This window comes from Pseudodonghicola xiamenensis DSM 18339 (genome assembly GCF_000429365.1).
Lineage (GTDB): Bacteria > Pseudomonadota > Alphaproteobacteria > Rhodobacterales > Rhodobacteraceae > Pseudodonghicola > Pseudodonghicola xiamenensis.
The window spans coordinates 409,470-426,395 of sequence record NZ_AUBS01000001.1 but is presented as its reverse complement, the minus strand read 5'-3'; the positions used below and the strand labels follow the sequence as shown (position 1 = coordinate 426,395).

Annotated in this window: 12 protein-coding genes; 7 read left to right on the top strand and 5 right to left on the bottom strand. The window is 62.3% G+C overall.

The annotated features are described in order from the left end of the window. The first annotated feature begins 3 nt into the window (after positions 1-3). The 5 genes from G455_RS0101975 to G455_RS0101955 all read left to right on the top strand — a co-directional run bounded on the left by G455_RS0101975 (position 4) and on the right by G455_RS0101955 (position 9,706). On the top strand, positions 4-1,197 hold the full coding sequence (locus G455_RS0101975; protein WP_028092132.1) for an ABC transporter permease: 1,194 nt from the start codon (positions 4-6) through the stop codon (positions 1,195-1,197). Positions 1,198-1,287: 90 nt separating this feature from the next. Further along, positions 1,288-3,378, top strand: coding sequence for a dipeptide ABC transporter ATP-binding protein (locus G455_RS0101970; RefSeq protein WP_407636230.1), 2,091 nt, complete (start codon positions 1,288-1,290; stop codon positions 3,376-3,378). Positions 3,379-3,550: 172 nt separating this feature from the next. Then, the gene (locus tag G455_RS0101965) at positions 3,551-5,089 is read left to right on the top strand and encodes a type I restriction-modification system subunit M (protein ID WP_028092130.1); all 1,539 of its coding nucleotides are present in this window, start codon (positions 3,551-3,553) and stop codon (positions 5,087-5,089) included. After that, positions 5,086-6,237, top strand: coding sequence for a restriction endonuclease subunit S (locus tag G455_RS0101960; RefSeq protein WP_028092129.1), 1,152 nt, complete (start codon positions 5,086-5,088; stop codon positions 6,235-6,237). The genes G455_RS0101965 and G455_RS0101960 overlap by 4 nt, the downstream gene beginning before the upstream one ends. 70 nt (positions 6,238-6,307) lie before the next feature. After that, positions 6,308-9,706, top strand: a complete 3,399-nt coding sequence (locus G455_RS0101955; protein WP_028092128.1) for a DEAD/DEAH box helicase family protein — start codon at positions 6,308-6,310, stop codon at positions 9,704-9,706. A 451-nt stretch (positions 9,707-10,157) separates the two neighbouring features. Here the strand turns inward: G455_RS0101955 and G455_RS0101950 are convergent, their stop codons facing one another. Together G455_RS0101950 and G455_RS0101945 are read right to left on the bottom strand one after the other, a co-directional pair. After that, positions 10,158-11,267, bottom strand: a complete 1,110-nt coding sequence (locus G455_RS0101950) for a hypothetical protein (RefSeq protein ID WP_028092127.1) — start codon at positions 11,265-11,267, stop codon at positions 10,158-10,160. Then, a complete protein-coding gene (locus G455_RS0101945) occupies positions 11,257-12,957 on the bottom strand; it encodes an Hsp70 family protein (protein WP_028092126.1) in 1,701 nt (566 codons plus the stop codon). The genes G455_RS0101950 and G455_RS0101945 overlap by 11 nt, the downstream gene beginning before the upstream one ends. A 407-nt stretch (positions 12,958-13,364) precedes the next feature. Here G455_RS0101945 and G455_RS0101940 point away from each other — a divergent pair, with 407 nt between their 5' ends. Continuing rightward, a complete protein-coding gene (locus G455_RS0101940) occupies positions 13,365-13,982 on the top strand; it encodes a trimeric intracellular cation channel family protein (RefSeq protein WP_028092125.1) in 618 nt (205 codons plus the stop codon). A 37-nt stretch (positions 13,983-14,019) separates the two neighbouring features. On the opposite strand, the gene G455_RS0101935 is transcribed toward G455_RS0101940, so the two are convergent. The 3 genes from G455_RS0101935 to G455_RS0101925 form a co-directional block, all read right to left on the bottom strand. Further along, positions 14,020-15,174, bottom strand: a complete 1,155-nt coding sequence (locus G455_RS0101935) for a cytochrome-c peroxidase (RefSeq protein WP_028092124.1) — start codon at positions 15,172-15,174, stop codon at positions 14,020-14,022. Positions 15,175-15,280: 106 nt separating this feature from the next. Then, on the bottom strand, positions 15,281-15,574 hold the full coding sequence (locus G455_RS0101930) for an AzlD domain-containing protein (protein WP_028092123.1): 294 nt from the start codon (positions 15,572-15,574) through the stop codon (positions 15,281-15,283). Then, the gene (locus G455_RS0101925; protein WP_028092122.1) at positions 15,567-16,280 is read right to left on the bottom strand and encodes an AzlC family ABC transporter permease; all 714 of its coding nucleotides are present in this window, start codon (positions 16,278-16,280) and stop codon (positions 15,567-15,569) included. The genes G455_RS0101930 and G455_RS0101925 overlap by 8 nt, the downstream gene beginning before the upstream one ends. Before the next feature lie 94 nt (positions 16,281-16,374). Here G455_RS0101925 and G455_RS0101920 point away from each other — a divergent pair, with 94 nt between their 5' ends. Further along, positions 16,375-16,923: a helix-turn-helix domain-containing protein gene (locus G455_RS0101920; RefSeq protein ID WP_028092121.1), complete on the top strand. Its 549-nt coding sequence runs from the start codon at positions 16,375-16,377 to the stop codon at positions 16,921-16,923. Positions 16,924-16,926: the final 3 nt, after the last annotated feature.

Genomic DNA, 16,926 nt, shown 5'->3' with positions numbered 1-16,926 from the left:
CACATGGATCCTCTGACCCCCTTCCAGATCATCGGCCACATCCTCTATCGCTTCACCCCGGTCTGGTTTGCCCTGGTCCTGCTGTTCTCGGTCTCTTTCGCCTTCAGGCGCCGGCTCGGACTGTATGGCAAGCTGTTCTACAGTCCGGTCGGGATGATTGGCCTGGGGCTGGTGATGTTCTGGCTGTTCACCGGCCTGTTCGCCCCCTTCGACATGATCGTGACCCACGATCCGCTGGCGCAGCTTTCCGGCATGAAGAACAAGGCGCCCGGCACGCCGTTGCGCGCCGCCGAGGCCGGGCAATATGGCTGGTATCTGCTGGGCGGCGACAATCTGGCGCGCGATGTGTTCAGCCGGATGGTGAGGGGCGCGACCACGGTGATCATCATTGCGCCGCTGGCCACGCTCTTTGCCTTCATGGTGGGCATCACCCTGGGCCTGCCCGCCGGATATTACGGCGACCGGCGCGACACGCTGCTGAGCTTTCTGGCCAACCTGATCCTAGCCTTTCCGGTGATCTTGCTGTTCTATCTGCTGGTCGCGCCCGAGATCAGACTGACCGGGCTGCCGCAATACATGGCGGCGGCGTTATTCGCCTTCCCCCTGGTGTTTTCCGCCGTGCTGATCCGGTCGCGGTTCGCCAGCCAGCCCGGGAAGATGTGGCTCTGGCTGATCGTCGTGCTGGTGCCGCTGTTTCTGGTCTATGCCGCAGCGATCAACTCCGGGGCACCGGACAGCGCCATCGCCTTCTGGCCGTTCGATTTCGTCCCGGACGATCTGTCGATCCTGACCATCTTCGTCGCCGTGGTCTTCGTCAATTCGCCCATGGTGTTCCGCATCGTTCGCGGGCTGGCGATGGATATCAAGACCCGCGATTACATCGCCGCCGCCCGGACCCGCGGCGAAAGCCCCTGGTACATCATGCTGTGGGAAATCCTGCCCAATGCCCGCGGCCCGCTGATCGTCGATTTCTGCCTGCGCATCGGCTATACCACCATCCTTCTGGGAACGCTCGGCTTCTTCGGGCTCGGGCTGGAGCCGGAAAGCCCCGACTGGGGCAGCACCATCAACGAGGGTCGCAAGCTGCTGTCGATCTATCCGCATGCGGCACTGGCGCCGGCGCTGGCGTTGCTCAGCCTGGTTCTGGGGTTGAACCTGCTGGCCGACGGGCTGCGGGAGGAAAGTTTGAAAGATTGACCCGCCGCCGGGGGCCAGCCCCCGGACCCCCGGGATATTTGACGCCAGAAAAAGAGCCGAAAGACAGGGCGCACCGGCCCTCACGGGAGAATGACCATGATGCAATCCGCAGATGAGGGCCCCATTCTGGAGATCGACGGGCTGTCGATCTCATTCTTCACGCGGCGGCGCGAAATCCCTGCGGTTCTGGATTTCTCGATCTCGGTACAGCCGGGCGAAACGATGGGTCTGGTCGGCGAGAGCGGTTGCGGCAAATCCACCGTGGCACTGGCGGTGATGCGTGATCTGGGCCGTACCGGTCGGATCACCGGCGGCACGGTCAAGTTCAAGGGCCGCGACATGAGCCAGATGTCAGACCATGAAATGCAGGCGCTGCGCGGAAACGAAATCGCAATGATCTATCAGGAGCCGATGGCGAGCCTCAATCCGGCGATGAAGATCGGTCGCCAGTTGATGGAGGTGCCGATGATCCATCAAGGCCTGTCGCGGAAAGAGGCCTATGCACGGGCATTGCAGATGGCGGTCGATGTCAGACTGCCCGATCCAGCGCGGATCCTGAACGCTTATCCGCATCAGTTGTCGGGCGGACAGCAGCAGCGGATCGTCATTGCCATGGCGCTGATGTCGGAGCCATCGCTGCTGATCCTCGATGAGCCCACCACCGCGCTTGATGTGACGGTGGAGGCGGCGGTGGTCGATCTACTGAAGGAGCTGGGGCAGAAATACGGCACCGCGATGCTGTTCATCTCGCACAACCTCGGACTGGTGCGGGAGACCTGCGACCGGCTTTGCGTGATGTATTCCGGCGAGGCGGTCGAGCGAGGCAGCCTTCCCGATCTGTTCGGCGCCATGCGCCACCCCTATACCCGGGCGTTGTTCCAGTCGATCCCGCTGCCCGGGACGGACAAGACCCACCGACCGTTGAGGGCGATCCCCGGCACCTTCCCCCTGCCCCACCAACGCCCGCCCGGCTGCACCTTCGGCCCGCGTTGCGATTATTTCGAGGCCGGACGCTGCGATGCCGGCGATATCGCGCTGGCGAATGTTCCAGGTGCCGAAGGCCATACCAGCCGCTGTCTGCGGTTTCAGGACATCGACTGGGACGCGCCGATGCCGACTGGCGCGGAACAGCCCCGGCCCGAGATCGGGCCAGTCGTGCTGAGGGTGGACAAGCTGAAGAAATACTATGAGGTGGCGGCCAACACGCTGTTCCGGGGCCGGACGCATCGGCCGATCAAGGCCAATGAAGAGCTGAGCTTCGAGGCCCGGGAGAGCGAAACCCTAGCCATCGTCGGCGAAAGCGGCTGTGGCAAGTCGACCTTTGCCAAGGTGCTGATGGGGTTGGAGACGGCGACCGCAGGACAGATCAGGCTCGGCGGGCGCAACATCGAAGCGCTGCCGATCGAGGCGCGCGATGCGTGCACCCTGAGCGAGGTGCAGATGGTGTTTCAGAACCCCTTCGACACGCTGAACCCCGCGATGACCGTGGGCCGGCAGATCATCCGGGCGCTGGAGGTCTTCGGTGTCGGCCAGACCGCGGCGCACCGCCGCGAGCGGATGCTAGAATTGCTCGATCTGGTGAAACTGCCGCGCGAATTCGCCGACCGGATGCCGCGACAATTGTCAGGCGGCCAGAAGCAGCGCGTGGGGATCGCCCGCGCCTTTGCCGGGGATGCCCGCATCGTGGTGGCGGATGAGCCTGTCTCGGCGCTCGATGTCTCGGTGCAGGCGGCGGTGACCGATCTGTTGATGCAGATCCAGCGCGAGCAGAAGACCACGCTTGTGTTCATCTCGCATGATCTTTCCATCGTGCGATACCTGAGCGATCGGGTACTGGTGATGTATCTGGGCCATGTGGTGGAATTGGGCAGCACCGATCAGGTGTTCAGCCCGCCCTATCACCCCTATACCGAGGCACTGCTGTCAGCGGTGCCGATCGCCGATACCTCGGTCGAGAAGGTGCATATCGTGCTGGAGGGCGACGTGCCGTCCGCCATGACCCCGCCGCCCGGCTGCCCGTTCCAGACCCGCTGCCGCTGGAAATCGCAGGTTCCCGGCGACCTCTGCGACCGCGAAGTGCCGCCGCTGCGGCAGTTGGCCCAGGGGCATCAGGTGAAATGCCATCTGAGCGACGAGACATTGGCCCAGATGCAACCGGTGATCAGGATCGCGGCGGACTGAGGCAATCGGCGGGACCCGGACCTTCGTGACACCCTGGCCCAATGGCAGCGATAGGTGGAACGCGGCCGGTCACGACATGACCCCGCCCCCGCCCCTGCCAGCAGCATTCTCGATTGCCCCGGGATGCGCGGCTTCCTACTAAGGGCCGAAATCAAAGGACAGGCGCACCCCAATGCTCACAGGCACCATCCGCTCTCAGATAGACCAGATATGGAACGCCTTCTGGTCCGGCGGGGTTTCCAACCCGCTGGCCGTGATCGAACAGCTGACCTTTCTGCTCTTCATCAAGCAGCTAGACGAGATCCACACCCGCGAAGAGGAAAAGGCCGTGATGCTCGACCAGCCGATGGCGCGGCGCATCTTTCCTGTGGGCGCCGACGACAAGGGCGAGCCCTACGACAACCTGCGCTGGTCCCGTTTCAAGAACTTCGAGGCGCGCGAGATGATGCGCATCGTGGACGAACATGTCTTTCCCTTCCTGCGCAAGCTGGGCGAGGAAGGGTCCTCCTACGGCACCCACATGAAGGACGCGCGGCTGGGTTTCTCGAACCCGAACCTGCTGTCGAAGGTGGTCGAGAAGCTGGACGAGATCGACATGGACGACCGCGACACCAAGGGCGACGTCTATGAATACATGCTGGGCAAGATCGCGAGCGCGGGCACCAACGGCCAGTTCCGCACCCCGCGCCATATCATCAAGCTGATGGTTCACATCATGGCGCCCACCCAGCAGGACATCATCTGCGACCCGGCGGCAGGCACCTGCGGCTTCCTGGTGGCGGCGGGCGAATACCTGCGGCAGCAGCATCCGGCCATCCTGCGCAACAGGGAAAGCCGCGATCACTTCCACAACCACATGTTCCACGGCTTCGACTTCGACGCGACCATGCTGCGGATCGGAGCGATGAACATGACGCTGCACGGGGTCGAGAACGCCGATGTCTCCTACCGCGACAGCCTGGCCGAGGAGCACGGCGGCGATGCCGGGGCCTATTCGCTGATCCTGGCCAACCCGCCCTTTGCCGGATCGCTGGATTACGATGCCACCGCCAAGGACCTGCAGAAGATCGTCAAGACCAAGAAGACCGAACTGTTGTTCATGGCGCTGTTCCTGCGGCTGCTGCGGATCGGCGGGCGGGCGGCGGTGGTCGTGCCCGATGGAGTGCTGTTCGGCTCGTCCAGGGCGCATAAGGACATCCGGCGGATGCTGGTCGAGGATCACAAGCTCGATGCCGTCATCAAGCTGCCCTCGGGCGTGTTCAGGCCTTACGCCGGGGTGTCCTGCGCCATCGTGGTGTTTACCAAGACCGACTCGGGCGGCACGGATAATGTCTGGTTCTACGACATGACGGCGGACGGGTTCAGCCTGGACGACAAGCGCACGCCCCTGTTGGAGGAGGCCAGGCTCGGCCCGGTACCGGAACAGGCGCTGACGGCAGAGGAACATGCGAAGAACAACCTGCCGGACATCCTTGCCCGCTGGACCGCGCGGGAGGCGGAGACCGCCAATCCCCGCACCGCGCAGAGCTTCATGGTGCCCAGGGCGGAGATCGTCGCCACCGGATCCTGGGACCTGTCGCTGAACCGCTACAAGGAGATCGAGCACGAGGAGGTGAGCCACAAGGCGCCCGCCGAGATCATCGCCGAGCTGCGGGCGCTCGAGGCCGAGATCACCGAAGGGCTGGACCGGCTTGAGGGGATGTTGGGATGAGTGAATTCGTAGCCTTGGGCGAATTGGTTGAGATCAAGGGAGGCGGCACCCCGGACAAGAAAGTCTCAGCCTATTGGGGCGGTGACATACCTTGGGCATCCGTCAAAGACTTCAAGAGTAGTGAACTGTCTAGGACCGTGGATCACATAACTGCTGAAGGAGTCGCCGCATCTGCAACGCAAATCATTCCAGCCGGCAACATCATCGTTCCCACGCGAATGGCCGTAGGCAAAGCCGCCATCAACACAATAGACTTGGCGATTAACCAAGACCTGAAGGCACTCATTCCTCAGCCCGGCGTTGACACGCGTTATCTATACAACGCTCTTCTAGCAAACAGTGATCGCCTCCTCGAACAAGCTACCGGCGCTACGGTGAAAGGCATTAAGTTGGATGTCCTTCGAGGATTATCCATCCCTCTCCCCCCATTGGAGGAGCAGAAGCGGATCGCGGGAATTTTGGATCAGGCAGCAAAGCTCTGCCGCCTCCGCAGCCGCGCCCTCGACACCATGAACACCCTCGGCCAGGCGATCTTTCATGAGATGTTTGGGGATCTTCGAAACAGCCGTTTCCCGACGAGGCCTTTTGGCGAAATCGCTGACGTGCGCTTGGGTAAAATGCTGGACAAAGGCAAATTCAGAGGTATCAGAACTAGGCCCTACCTGCGCAATGTGAACGTCCGGTGGTTCGGCTTTGATCTGTCCGAAGTATTTGAAATGGAATTTGCAGAAAATGAGCTGTCTAGGTTCAAAGTAGAAAAGGGCGACCTCTTGATCTGTGAGGGGGGTGAACCTGGACGGTGCGCGGTCTGGGAACATGATGAAACTGAAATTTATTACCAGAAGGCTCTGCACAGGGCACGCGTGGACCCAACGAAAGCAACAGCAAATTTTATTGCATTTTGGTTCTACATTGCTGCACACACTGGGCAGTTATCGGACTTTATTTCATCCGCGACAATCGCACACCTCACAGGTGCAAAGATTAAGACCCTGCCGATAATTACACCGCCACTAGAGCAGCAGAACACGTTCGAACAGCGCTTAGCGGACGCGTCTGTTGTGAGTGCCCATGTTAAAGCTGCATTAGACCAAGCAGACACCCTCTTCGCCTCGCTCCAACATCGCGCCTTTCGCGGAGACCTCTGACCCCATTGCACTTCATGGTTGAGACCGAGCGGGCTGCGTCATAGGCTCCTGTCGATACAGGATGTTCGCCATGACCCAGTTCGCCTTTCTCGCCGCCGATTTCCCCGAGCTGCACTGCCACGCCGTCAAGGCGGAGAAACATGCGCGCTCTGATCCGCGCGGTGCCTGTTTCTGGGCCCGGCTGACACTGGAAACCGCGCTGAAATGGCTTTACGACAGCGAACCGGCGCTGCGGCGGGTCTATTCGCCGACGCTGGCGGCGATGATTGCCGAACCCAGCCTGACCGCCCTGACCGGCCCCGCCATCACCAAAAAGGCGTCTTATATCCGGACGCAGGGCAACCGGGCGGCGCATGACAACGGCAAGCCCCTGACGGCCCATGATGCCGTGGCGACGGTGCGAGAGCTGTTCCATGTCTGCTATTGGATCGCCCGCACCTATGCCAGGACCGCCCGCCCCGATCCGGGGCTGAGCTTTGATGCGGACCGGCTGGAAACCTCGGTCACCATCACCGCCAGCACGGTCGCCCAGATCCAGCGGATCGAGACCGATGTCACCGCCGCGCGTAAACGCGCCGAAGAGGCAGAGGAGCGCCTGCGCCAATCCGAGGAAGGCCGGCAGGCCGCCGATGCAGCCCTTGCCGCCGCCCGCGCCGAGCTGGAGGCCCTGCGCCGCGCCAACCAGGCCGTTCCCGACCCGCATGATTATGACGAGGCCGCGACCCGCGACAACTTCATCGACCTGCTGCTGGCCGAGGCCGGTTGGGCGCTGGATCAGCCCCGCGACCGCGAATTCCCCGTCACAGGCATGCCCAACCAGAGCGGTGAAGGCTTTGTCGATTACGTCCTCTGGGGCAAGGATGGCAAACCGCTGGCCCTGGTCGAGGCCAAGCGCACCCGCAAGGACAGCCGTATCGGCCAGCAGCAGGCAAAGCTCTATGCCGATTGCCTGGAACGGGTCTATGGCCAGCGCCCGGTCATCTTCACCACCAACGGGTTCGAACACTGGATCTGGGATGATGCGATGTATCCGCCGCGCCGGGTGGCCGGGTTCCTGAAGCACGATGAGCTGGCGCTGCTGCAGCAGCGCCGAAGCAACCGCAAACCCCTGGGCGATGTCGAGGTCGACAGGGAGATCGCCGGCCGGTTCTACCAGCAGCGGGCCATTCGGCGGGTCGGCCAGAGCTTCGAGAAGGATCACCAGCGCAAGGCGCTTCTGGTCATGGCCACCGGCAGCGGCAAGACCCGTACCGTGGTCGCCCTGATCGACCAGTTGATGAAAGCCAACTGGGTCAAGCGCGTGCTCTTTCTGGCCGATCGTCGGGCGTTGGTCAAACAGGCGCATGGCGCATTCAAGACCCACCTGGGGGCGACACCTTCGGCCAACCTTCTGGAACGCCACGACCCGGCCAAGAATGACCATTCGGGCGCCCGGGTGCTGCTGTCCACCTACCCCACCATGATGGGCCTGATCGACGAGGTGAAGGCCGGAGAGAAGCGCTTCGGCCCCGGCCATTTCGACCTGATCGTGATCGACGAGGCGCACCGGTCGGTCTATCGCAAATATCGCGCCATCTTCGACTATTTCGACAGCCTGCTGATCGGTCTGACCGCCACCCCCAAGGACGAGATCGACCGAGACACCTATTCCCTGTTCAACCTTGAGCGCGGCGTGCCGACCGATGCCTATGACCTGGATGATGCTGTTGGGGACGGCTACCTGGTTCCGCCGAAGTCCATCTCGGTCCCGCTGAAGTTCCAGCGCGAGGGCATCACCTATGACGATCTCTCCGAGGAGGAGAAAGAGGAATGGGACGCGCTAGAGTGGAACGACGACGGCGAGGTGCCGGACCGCGTCGAGGCCGCCGATCTGAACAAATGGCTGTTCAACATCGACACCGTGGACAAGGTTCTGGAACATGTGATGCGCAACGGCATCCGCGTCGAAGGCGGAGATCGGCTCGGCAAGACCATCATCTTTGCCAAGAACAGCAAGCATGCCCAGTTCATCGTGGACAGGTTCAATGCCAACTACCCACATTATCAGGGCAAGTTCGCACAGTTGATCGACTATAGCGTGCCCTATGCGCAATCGTTGATTGATGACTTTTCGGACCCCGCCAAGGTGCCCCATATCGCAGTGTCAGTGGACATGATGGACACCGGGATCGACGTGCCCGAGGTGGCCAACCTGGTCTTTTTCAAGATCGTCCGGTCCAAGACCAAGTTCTGGCAGATGGTCGGGCGTGGCACGCGGCTGTGTCCGGACCTGTTCGGCCCCGGCGACAACAAGAGCGAGTTTCTGATCTTCGATTTCTGCCAGAACCTCGAATTCTTCCGTGAGACCCCCGATCGCCGGGAGCCCGCAGTTGCCCAGCCTATCGGTCAGCGCCTGTTCGCAACTCGTGTTGAATTGATCGGCGAATTGCAGGACCAGGCAGAGGATCACTCGGCCCTGATTGGCACGCTGAAGGACCGCCTTCAGTCCGAGATGGACGGCATGAGCCTTGACAACTTCATCGTGCGGGACAAGCGCCGCGCCGTGGAGCGGTTCCAGGAGAAAGCCAACTGGTCCAGGCTGTCGCTGGACGACCGACTGGTATTGATCGACGAGGTTGCTGGATTGCCAAGTGCCTATGAGGACGAGACGCTTTCCGCTAAGCAGTTTGACCTCCTGCTCCTGAACACGCAGATTGCGCTTCTTCGCGGCGATGCCGGGTTTGGTCGGTTGCAGACACGCATTCGCGCGACCGCCTCGGCCTTGGAGACGCTCGGGAACGTGCCAAGCGTGGCCAGGCAGATGGCGCTCATCCTGGAAGTTCAGACCGATGAGTTCTGGACTGATGTTTCCGTCGAATTGTTGGATGAGGTGCGCCGCAAGCTACGTTTGCTCACCGACCTCATCAAACCCGAAGAACGCAAGGACATCATCACCGATTTCGAAGATGACATCGGGGCCGGCGACGTGGTGACCTTGCCGCAGGTGGGAGATGGGATAGATAAAGCCCGCTTCACCGCGAAAGTCCGTCAGTTCGTGGACAGGCATCTGAACCATATCGCCTTGCAGAAGATCCGCAGGGCCGAACCTGTGACCAGGACCGACTTGGAGGAGCTGCAGCGGATGCTGCTCGAACAGGGTATCGCCGATCAGCAGACCCTCGCCCAGTTGGTCGCCGAGCAGCCCTTGGGGAACTTCCTGCGGCGGCTCGTCGGACTGGATCGCTCTGCCGCGAAAGACGCCTTTGGCGAGTTCGTCACGACCCATAAGCTAAACGCCGATCAGACCGAATTCATCGACATGATCGTGGATCACCTGACAGACAGCGGGATCGTAGAACCTGCGACATTTTACGAAAGCCCGTTCTGCGATCTCAATGACATGGGAATTGCCGGCGTCTTCTCAAAAGATCAAGCGGTGCGGATCATCAATATCGTCAGGGAAATCAACAGCTCTGCCGAAGCGGCTTGATCTGAAGCCGCCCCAGACATCCGTGACCGCAGGCAGGTCAGTGTTCGTGCCGCCTTCGGTTCAACCGATCGGACAGGCCACCGCCCCCTTTGGGGCCACCATGCTGACGGCCGTTCTGTGTGCCTGCCGTCACTTACGTAGGCGCATCCTGAACGTATTCGCTTGTTTGCTTCGACCGGCGTGGCCGTCCGTTCGCGTGCTCGGCGGCCAGAGCCGCCGTCATCCGCGCGAAGAGGCGCTTCTCGCTCCAGCATTTTCAGCAGTTGCTGAACGTCTTGTGCGGTCCCCGGGGCTTGCGGGGCACCGGGTCCCCGCTCCCATTGCGGTCGTCGACGAAGATCAATCCCGCCCGGCCCCCGTCTGTCATCGACGTGAACTCCGCCACGCGACATCGGGAACAGGGGTGGGCCGTACCATCTGCGCCTCGCTCAGCCAGAAAAGCGCGCCCCTGTCATTGCTCCGCTTTCGGAATGCCCAACCTTAGACTTGGGTGATCGCTGCCTTTCGGAAAGACGAAGAACAGCCATGCGGTCATACCAAGCACAAGTGACAGATACAAAAGGGATCGGCGCGGGATTCTCAGGGTTGTCCCATTCCACCACCGCATTGACCGTCCCAGAAACCGCTGCATGGCAGGGGATCGTCGGACAATGAACGCGAGGACTCTCACCCCGATGAGCATCCACAACCCGAAGGTCAACGAAACAAGAAGCAATGCGGTCAGCAGTGCCGGCCCGACGTCGCGCGTCACCTCCATGTAGCTAAGCCCGCGGATCAGCATGATCAAAGCAACGATCCAGGCAGCGATCTTGACGCCAGACGCGACCTTGACCTTTTCCACTGCGGGCGCAGCGGCGGTCCTGGCTTCGACAACGCGCTGCATCGCCAGATGCATCATGCCGAACCGACGTGAAAACCCGATGCCGTCTTGGAGCCAGCCAAAATGCTCATCCACAAGCCGGATCCAGGACCCGGGCGGTGTTGGCGTGTAAGGCATCTTGACCGGCTTGTTGAGCCGAGTGATCAGCAGCCATTCCAATTGCTGGGTCGCCTCGCGTGACATCATAGCCCGCTGTTCCAGGAGCGGCTGCCAACCGGCAGTACGAAACATATTCAACGCGATCAGATTGCGCGCGCGTTCGATAATTGCCGCATCCTCGTCTTGATCCTCTTCTGTCAGGGCGGATGCCTCGCCCACGGAAGAGGCGGATATCGGTTCGCGGGGCGCAAAGCGCTCCGGCTCAGAGCCGTCAGATGGCGCATCGGTCTGCTGGCCCGGATCGGGCAGCGTGACGTCTCCCGGTGGCACTGGAAGCCTCGCCTCCTCCCCGGAACCGCCGGCAAGCGCCTGGATCACGAGGGGCCGCGCTTCCGCCTTCCCCTTGTCCGATTGGGACACCGCATATTCATAAGCGCCACGCAGCGCCTGGAACGCGGATACATCGCCCTGGTCCAGTGACTTGAGCCGTTTGGCATAGGCCCGCCGGATGACGCGGCTGTCCTGTGTCGCGCCCTCAAGCCCCAAAACGTCCCATGGCCATCCAACGGCGTCAGCGGACATAGTTTTCCTCGATCCGCTTCACGATTTCGAGCAGTCGCGCGCGTTCGGCGGCTATGGCCTTGGGGTCCTGTTCGGCCAATACCGCTTCAAACTGATTCAACAGATCTTGCAAAGACCTGCGATCATCCGCCAGCAGCATCTCGTGCAGATGTTTCAGGGTTTCGATCAAGGCGACGTTTTCAGCAGCCTCGAATGGGCTTATCTTCAGGCCCTCAAGCTCTTTGAGGCGGCGCATTTTTTCCTTTTCGGTCATGGCCGACGCAAGATTGTCGATCACATCGACAACGCGCTTTCCGTTTGAGAGAACGCGCACATCAACCTCCAAAAGTCCGCTGACGTCATAGGTAAAACGCACCTCGATCGCTTCCTTGCCGCGTGGGCCGCGCGGCACCGGGACGAAAAAGTCTCCCAGCAACACGTTTTCAGACGCCACAACGGATTCGCCTTGATAGACTTGAACTTGGATCTCGACCTGATTGTCGCCAGCAGTCGCAAATACCTGGCTTCGGCTTGCGGGAAGGATCGTGTTGCGTTCGATAATCGGGGCGAAGCGATCACCGAAGTACTTGCCATTGATTTTCGTTCCAGATGCGATGCCCAATGAAAACGGCGCGACATCTGTCATCACCACGTCATCCAGCGCACTGTGGCGCGCAACCAGCCCGGCCTGAACCGCAGCGCCCAATGCAATGGCATGGTCGGGGTCCACGGTTCGCTCGGGGAGCTTGCGAAAGACGCGGGCCGCAAGCGACTGGACAACAGGCATACGCGTGGCGCCACCGACCAGAATGACCCGATCAATATCGTCCACGGTTATGCTGGAATCGTAAAGGCAGACATCAATTGGCCGCCGCAACCGGGCCACTAGGTCCTTGACGATTTCATCCTGGCGCTCAGTCGTCAGTTCGACTGTCAGGGGCCGCTGCCCGATCGAGATTTGCGCGCGTGCGGGGACGTCAGGCCGCACACGCCGCTTCAGCTCTTCGGCGATGCTTAGAAAGGCCTCACGCTCGCCGGGCTCCAGGCGATCCCACTCCTCCCCTGCGGTTCGGGCCAGATCAGTCGCGATCCTGTTCGTGAAGTCTTCGCCTCCCAGTTGTGCATCCCCGGAACTGGCGCGGACCTCCATGACGCCCTCGAACATTTCCAGGATCGAAACGTCAAAGGTGCCGCCCCCCAGATCGAGAACCGCAAATGTGCTCTCGGCCCCCATGTCCAGGACCCCGGCCGCCAGCGCCGCCGCGGTGGGTTCATTGATCAGACGACGAACTGTCAAACCGGCGATCTCGGCGGCGTCTTTCGTGGCCTGCCGTTGCACCCCGTTGAAATAGGCGGGCACGGAAATCACCGCCTCGGAAACCGGCGCCCCCAACGCGGCCTCGGCATCCGCCTTGAGGGTTCTCAGCACCATGGCGGACAACTCCACCGCAGTATAGCTTTGCCGACCAAGCCGGATACGTCTGTCCGTTCCCATCAAGCGTTTAAATCGCGCGGCAGTGAGTTTCGGATGACGCACAAGGCGCATTTTGGCCGCGCGTCCGACCAGAAGGGACTTTCCATCATCGGCAAGACCAACAACCGAAGGGGTCAGAAACTCACCCAATGCATTTGGCAACAGTCGCGGCCCGTTTTCCTCATAAACTGCGATCAGCGAATTCGTAGTTCCAAGGTCGATACCAACGCAGGTCAACGCAGGTCCCTTTCAACAAAAACGATATATGTTCAAAGCCTTGTAAGTTCGAAACTGTGTCATAGACAATGCGAATTAAGAGACAATCACTATCGCCCCCTCGGACGCGACGGAAACAAACGATGTTTCCAGCTCAGGTTGGGACAATAGGGTTCATGCCGGACATCGACCAAATGGTCTGCCGGTGTCCCCGCTTGGCGCAATACAATTTCTGCGCGATAAATGAATGCCCGGTTCAATAACGCCGCGATGCAGCGTCATGCCGCTTGCAAATGTCGGATATGGGCCGAGGCGCCCCATGCCGCCACCGATCCGCGCGCCTCGTCCACCTCAGCACCATCCCACCTTTCGCCTTGGCCTCAGGCTCGCAATTGCTAGAGTGCGGCACCTGGAGGAGGCATGGATCAATGTCCGCAGTGACGCTCTTCGGCACTCTCGATGCGCTCGGCACCTTCGTGTTCGGCCTGAGCGGCGCCATGGTCGCGATCCGCAAGCGGCTGGATCTTTTCGGCGTTCTCGTGCTGGCCACGGCCACCGGCGTGGCAGGCGGGATGACCCGCGATCTGCTGCTGGGCGACACGCCTCCGGCGGTCTTCCGCTCCGCGCTGCCGCTCGGGATGGCCTGTGCCGCCGGCCTCTTCACCTTCTTCTTCGGCGCCCTCCTGGATCGGATGCAACGGCCGGTGATGTTCCTCGATGCGGTGGGGCTTGGCGTTTTCGCGATTGCGGGCTGCCAAAAGGCGCTGATGCTGGGATTGACCCCGCCGGGCGCTATCCTGCTCGGCGTCATCACCGCGGTCGGCGGCGGCATGTTGCGCGACATGATGGTGTCAGAGGTGCCGCGCGTCCTGCGGGAAGAAGTCTATGCCCTCGCGGCCCTGTCAGGGGCCGCCGCCTATGTCGGCTGTCTTGCGCTCGGGCTGTCAACCACCTTGGCCGCGGTGATCGGCGGCGCGCTTGCAGTGATCCTGCGCCTGGCCAGCGTGCGGTTCGGCTGGCACCTGCCGCGCGCCCCCTGGTTCTGAAGGGCGCCCGTCCGGTCGCTGCGGATCGGGCCTGCCGCTACTCCAGCAAGTCCTCATAGCGCGCATCCGTCAGCGTCTTGAGAAAGGCCACCAGCGCGTCGATGCGCTTGTCATCGAGCGCCGGACCTGTCGTCAGCTCGGTCATCGACAGATTGCCCTCCACCTCGGGCGGGCCGAAGGGCTGGCCGGTTTCCGGGTTGATCTGCCGGGCGGCAGCTTTGGAGTTGTACTTGTTATAGAACAACACCACCGTGCGCAGATCCTTGAACACGCCGTTGTGCATATAGGGCCCGGTCACCGCCACGTTGCGCAATGTCGGCACCTTGAACTTCCCGGCCTGAGCCGGATCGGTGACGGCCGGATTGTCCAGCACACCCTGATCGGGCCCGCCTTTCACCGCCGGGTTCGCCGGCACGCCGATGTTGTGATACTGATAGTTCGAGAAGGTCTCTTCCGGGTCGATCGGGCTGGTCTTCAACTGATGGCAAAGATTACAATTGGTGAATTGCTGTGAAAAGAACAGCAGCCGGCCCAGTTCCTCCTCTGCGGTCATCTGGTATTCGCCGCGCAGGTAGCGGTCATATTTGCTATCGAATGGCGCGAACTCCGGGCTGCGCTCATAGGCGGCGATGGCCTGGGTCATGGCGGCATAGGCTGCCTCCGGATCGTCAAAGACACCCGCCCCCACCAGCGCCTTGAGCGCGGCGACATAATCGGGGTTCTCGCGCAGACGTTCAACGACCGAGGCCTGATCGGGCATCCCCATCTCGACCGGGTTGACCGGCGGGCCGCCGGCCTGATCCTCCAACGTCGAGGCACGACCGTCAAGGAACTGGCCGCCTTCCCATTTGCCGTCCTCGGTCAGGTGAAACGGTGGCGTCAGTGCGGCATAGCCGGCGGTGGGCACATTGCGGGTGCCCAGGGAATGGCCATCATCGCCAAGCGCAACCGCCCGGCCGACCGGCTCGACCTCACGCGGGTCGATGAAACCTAAATCCGGGGAATGGCAGGTGGAGCAGGACATGGTGCGGTTCTTCGACAGGTTGGTGTCGAAGAACAACGCCTCGCCCAGGCTTTCCAGCGTGCTATATACCGGAGCCGCCTCCTGCCCCGCGCCGGCCTGCGACGCGACGGGCGCCAATACGAGAAGCGCCGCACAGGCGGCGCGCCGAGCGCGATACGCAAATGTCATGATCCGAGTCCCCTTGTTCGGGTGCCTTTTAGCAGAGTGATATAGTCAGGAATTGATCTGACGCAAATCCGCAAAACGCGCCCGCACACGACGTCGTGAAAGCGGCTCAGATCAAGGTGCGGGCCAGCCAGACCGCGCCGATCCCCACCAGCATGGTCAAGGGTAGCGACCGGGTGAGAACCGCCACCACGGCGCAGAGCGCCGCCGCCCCCCATTCCGCGGGCCCCGCCTGCACCAGCAGCACCGCCAGCAGCGCCGCGATCAGACAGCCCGGCAGGGCATTGAGCCCGCGCGCCCAGGGGCCCGTCGCTGGCAAGGCGCCACCCAGCAGATAGCCCCCCAACCGAATCGCGAAAGTTCCGAGCGCGAGCCCGGCGGTCACCAGCAGCGGATCAGCCATGTGCCGCCCCCCGCCCCGCCGCCAGCGCGGCCCCCGCCAGCCCTCCGACGATCAGCGCCCAGGAGGGCTCAACCGGCAGCAACACAGCCACGCTCAGCGTCGTCCCCGCCGACAGCGCCCAGGGCGCCAGGTCACCCGGCCCTCGCCAGAGATTACGCAAGAGCAGGATGAAGGCGGCGGTAAAGGCGAAATCCAGACCGATCGCGGCCAGATCGGGCAACAGCCCGGCAAATCCCGTGCCAAGCATCGTGGCGCCCGCCCAGACCGCAATCAGGCTGGTGCCTCCACCGACCAGATACCAATACCCGGCCCGCCCGCCCCTGCACCGGGTCGCATGCATCAGTCCCCAATTCTCGTCCGAGGTCAGATGCACCCCCAGCATGATCTGCCAGAGCGGCCGGCCGGCAAGCTCGTCCCGCAAAGAGGCTGTCATCAACAGGAGCCGCAGGTTCAGCGCCAACCCGGCCAGGATCGCCACCGACATCCCGGCCCCTGCGGCCAGACGTTCGACCGCGACGATCTGCGACGATCCGGCAAAGACCGTCAGCCCCATCAGTGCCGTCAACGGCGCCTTGATGCCGACCTGCGCCGCCAGCAGACCGAAGGCCAGACCATAAAGCGCCACCCCCAGCGACAGGGGCGTGATATCACGCAGGCCAGCGCGGAATTCGGCCCGGGCGGCATCTGGATCATAGACGGGGGGCATGGGCGTCCCTCTGGAATCATCGAACAACGTTCGATAAGATGAACGGGCCCAGATCGTTCGTCAAGACGAACGATATACCGACAAAGAGAACGACATGACGCCCAGCTCAATCGTCGCCGAAGCGATCCGCCGCGAACGGGATCTTGCGCAGCTCAGCCTCTCGGCGCTGGCCGCCAAGGCGGGGCTGGCGAAATCCACCCTGTCCCAGCTTGAGGCCGGACGCGGCAATCCGAATATCGAAACCCTCTGGGCGATTGCCACCGCGCTTGGCATCCCGTTCAGCGCGCTGTTCGAAAGCGCCCAGGCGCATAGCCATCTGATCCGCGCCGGAGAGGGGGACGAGATCGCCGCCGGAGAGGCCGATTTCACCACGGTACTGCTGGACAAATCCCCGCCTGACCGGCGCCGCGATATCTATCGCGTCACGCTCAGCCCCGGGGCACCGCGCCGCTCGGCCCCGCATCCACGCGGTACAGTAGAACACGCCTTCCTCTGCTCCGGCCGCGTCCGGCTCGGCCCCGATGACCAGCCCCAGGAGATCAGGCCGGGCGACTATTTCCGATACTGCGCCGACGCCGCCCATAGTTACGAGGCGTTGGACGGCCCCGCGCTGTTGCTGCTGGTGATGGAAAGCCCGCGCTGAGAC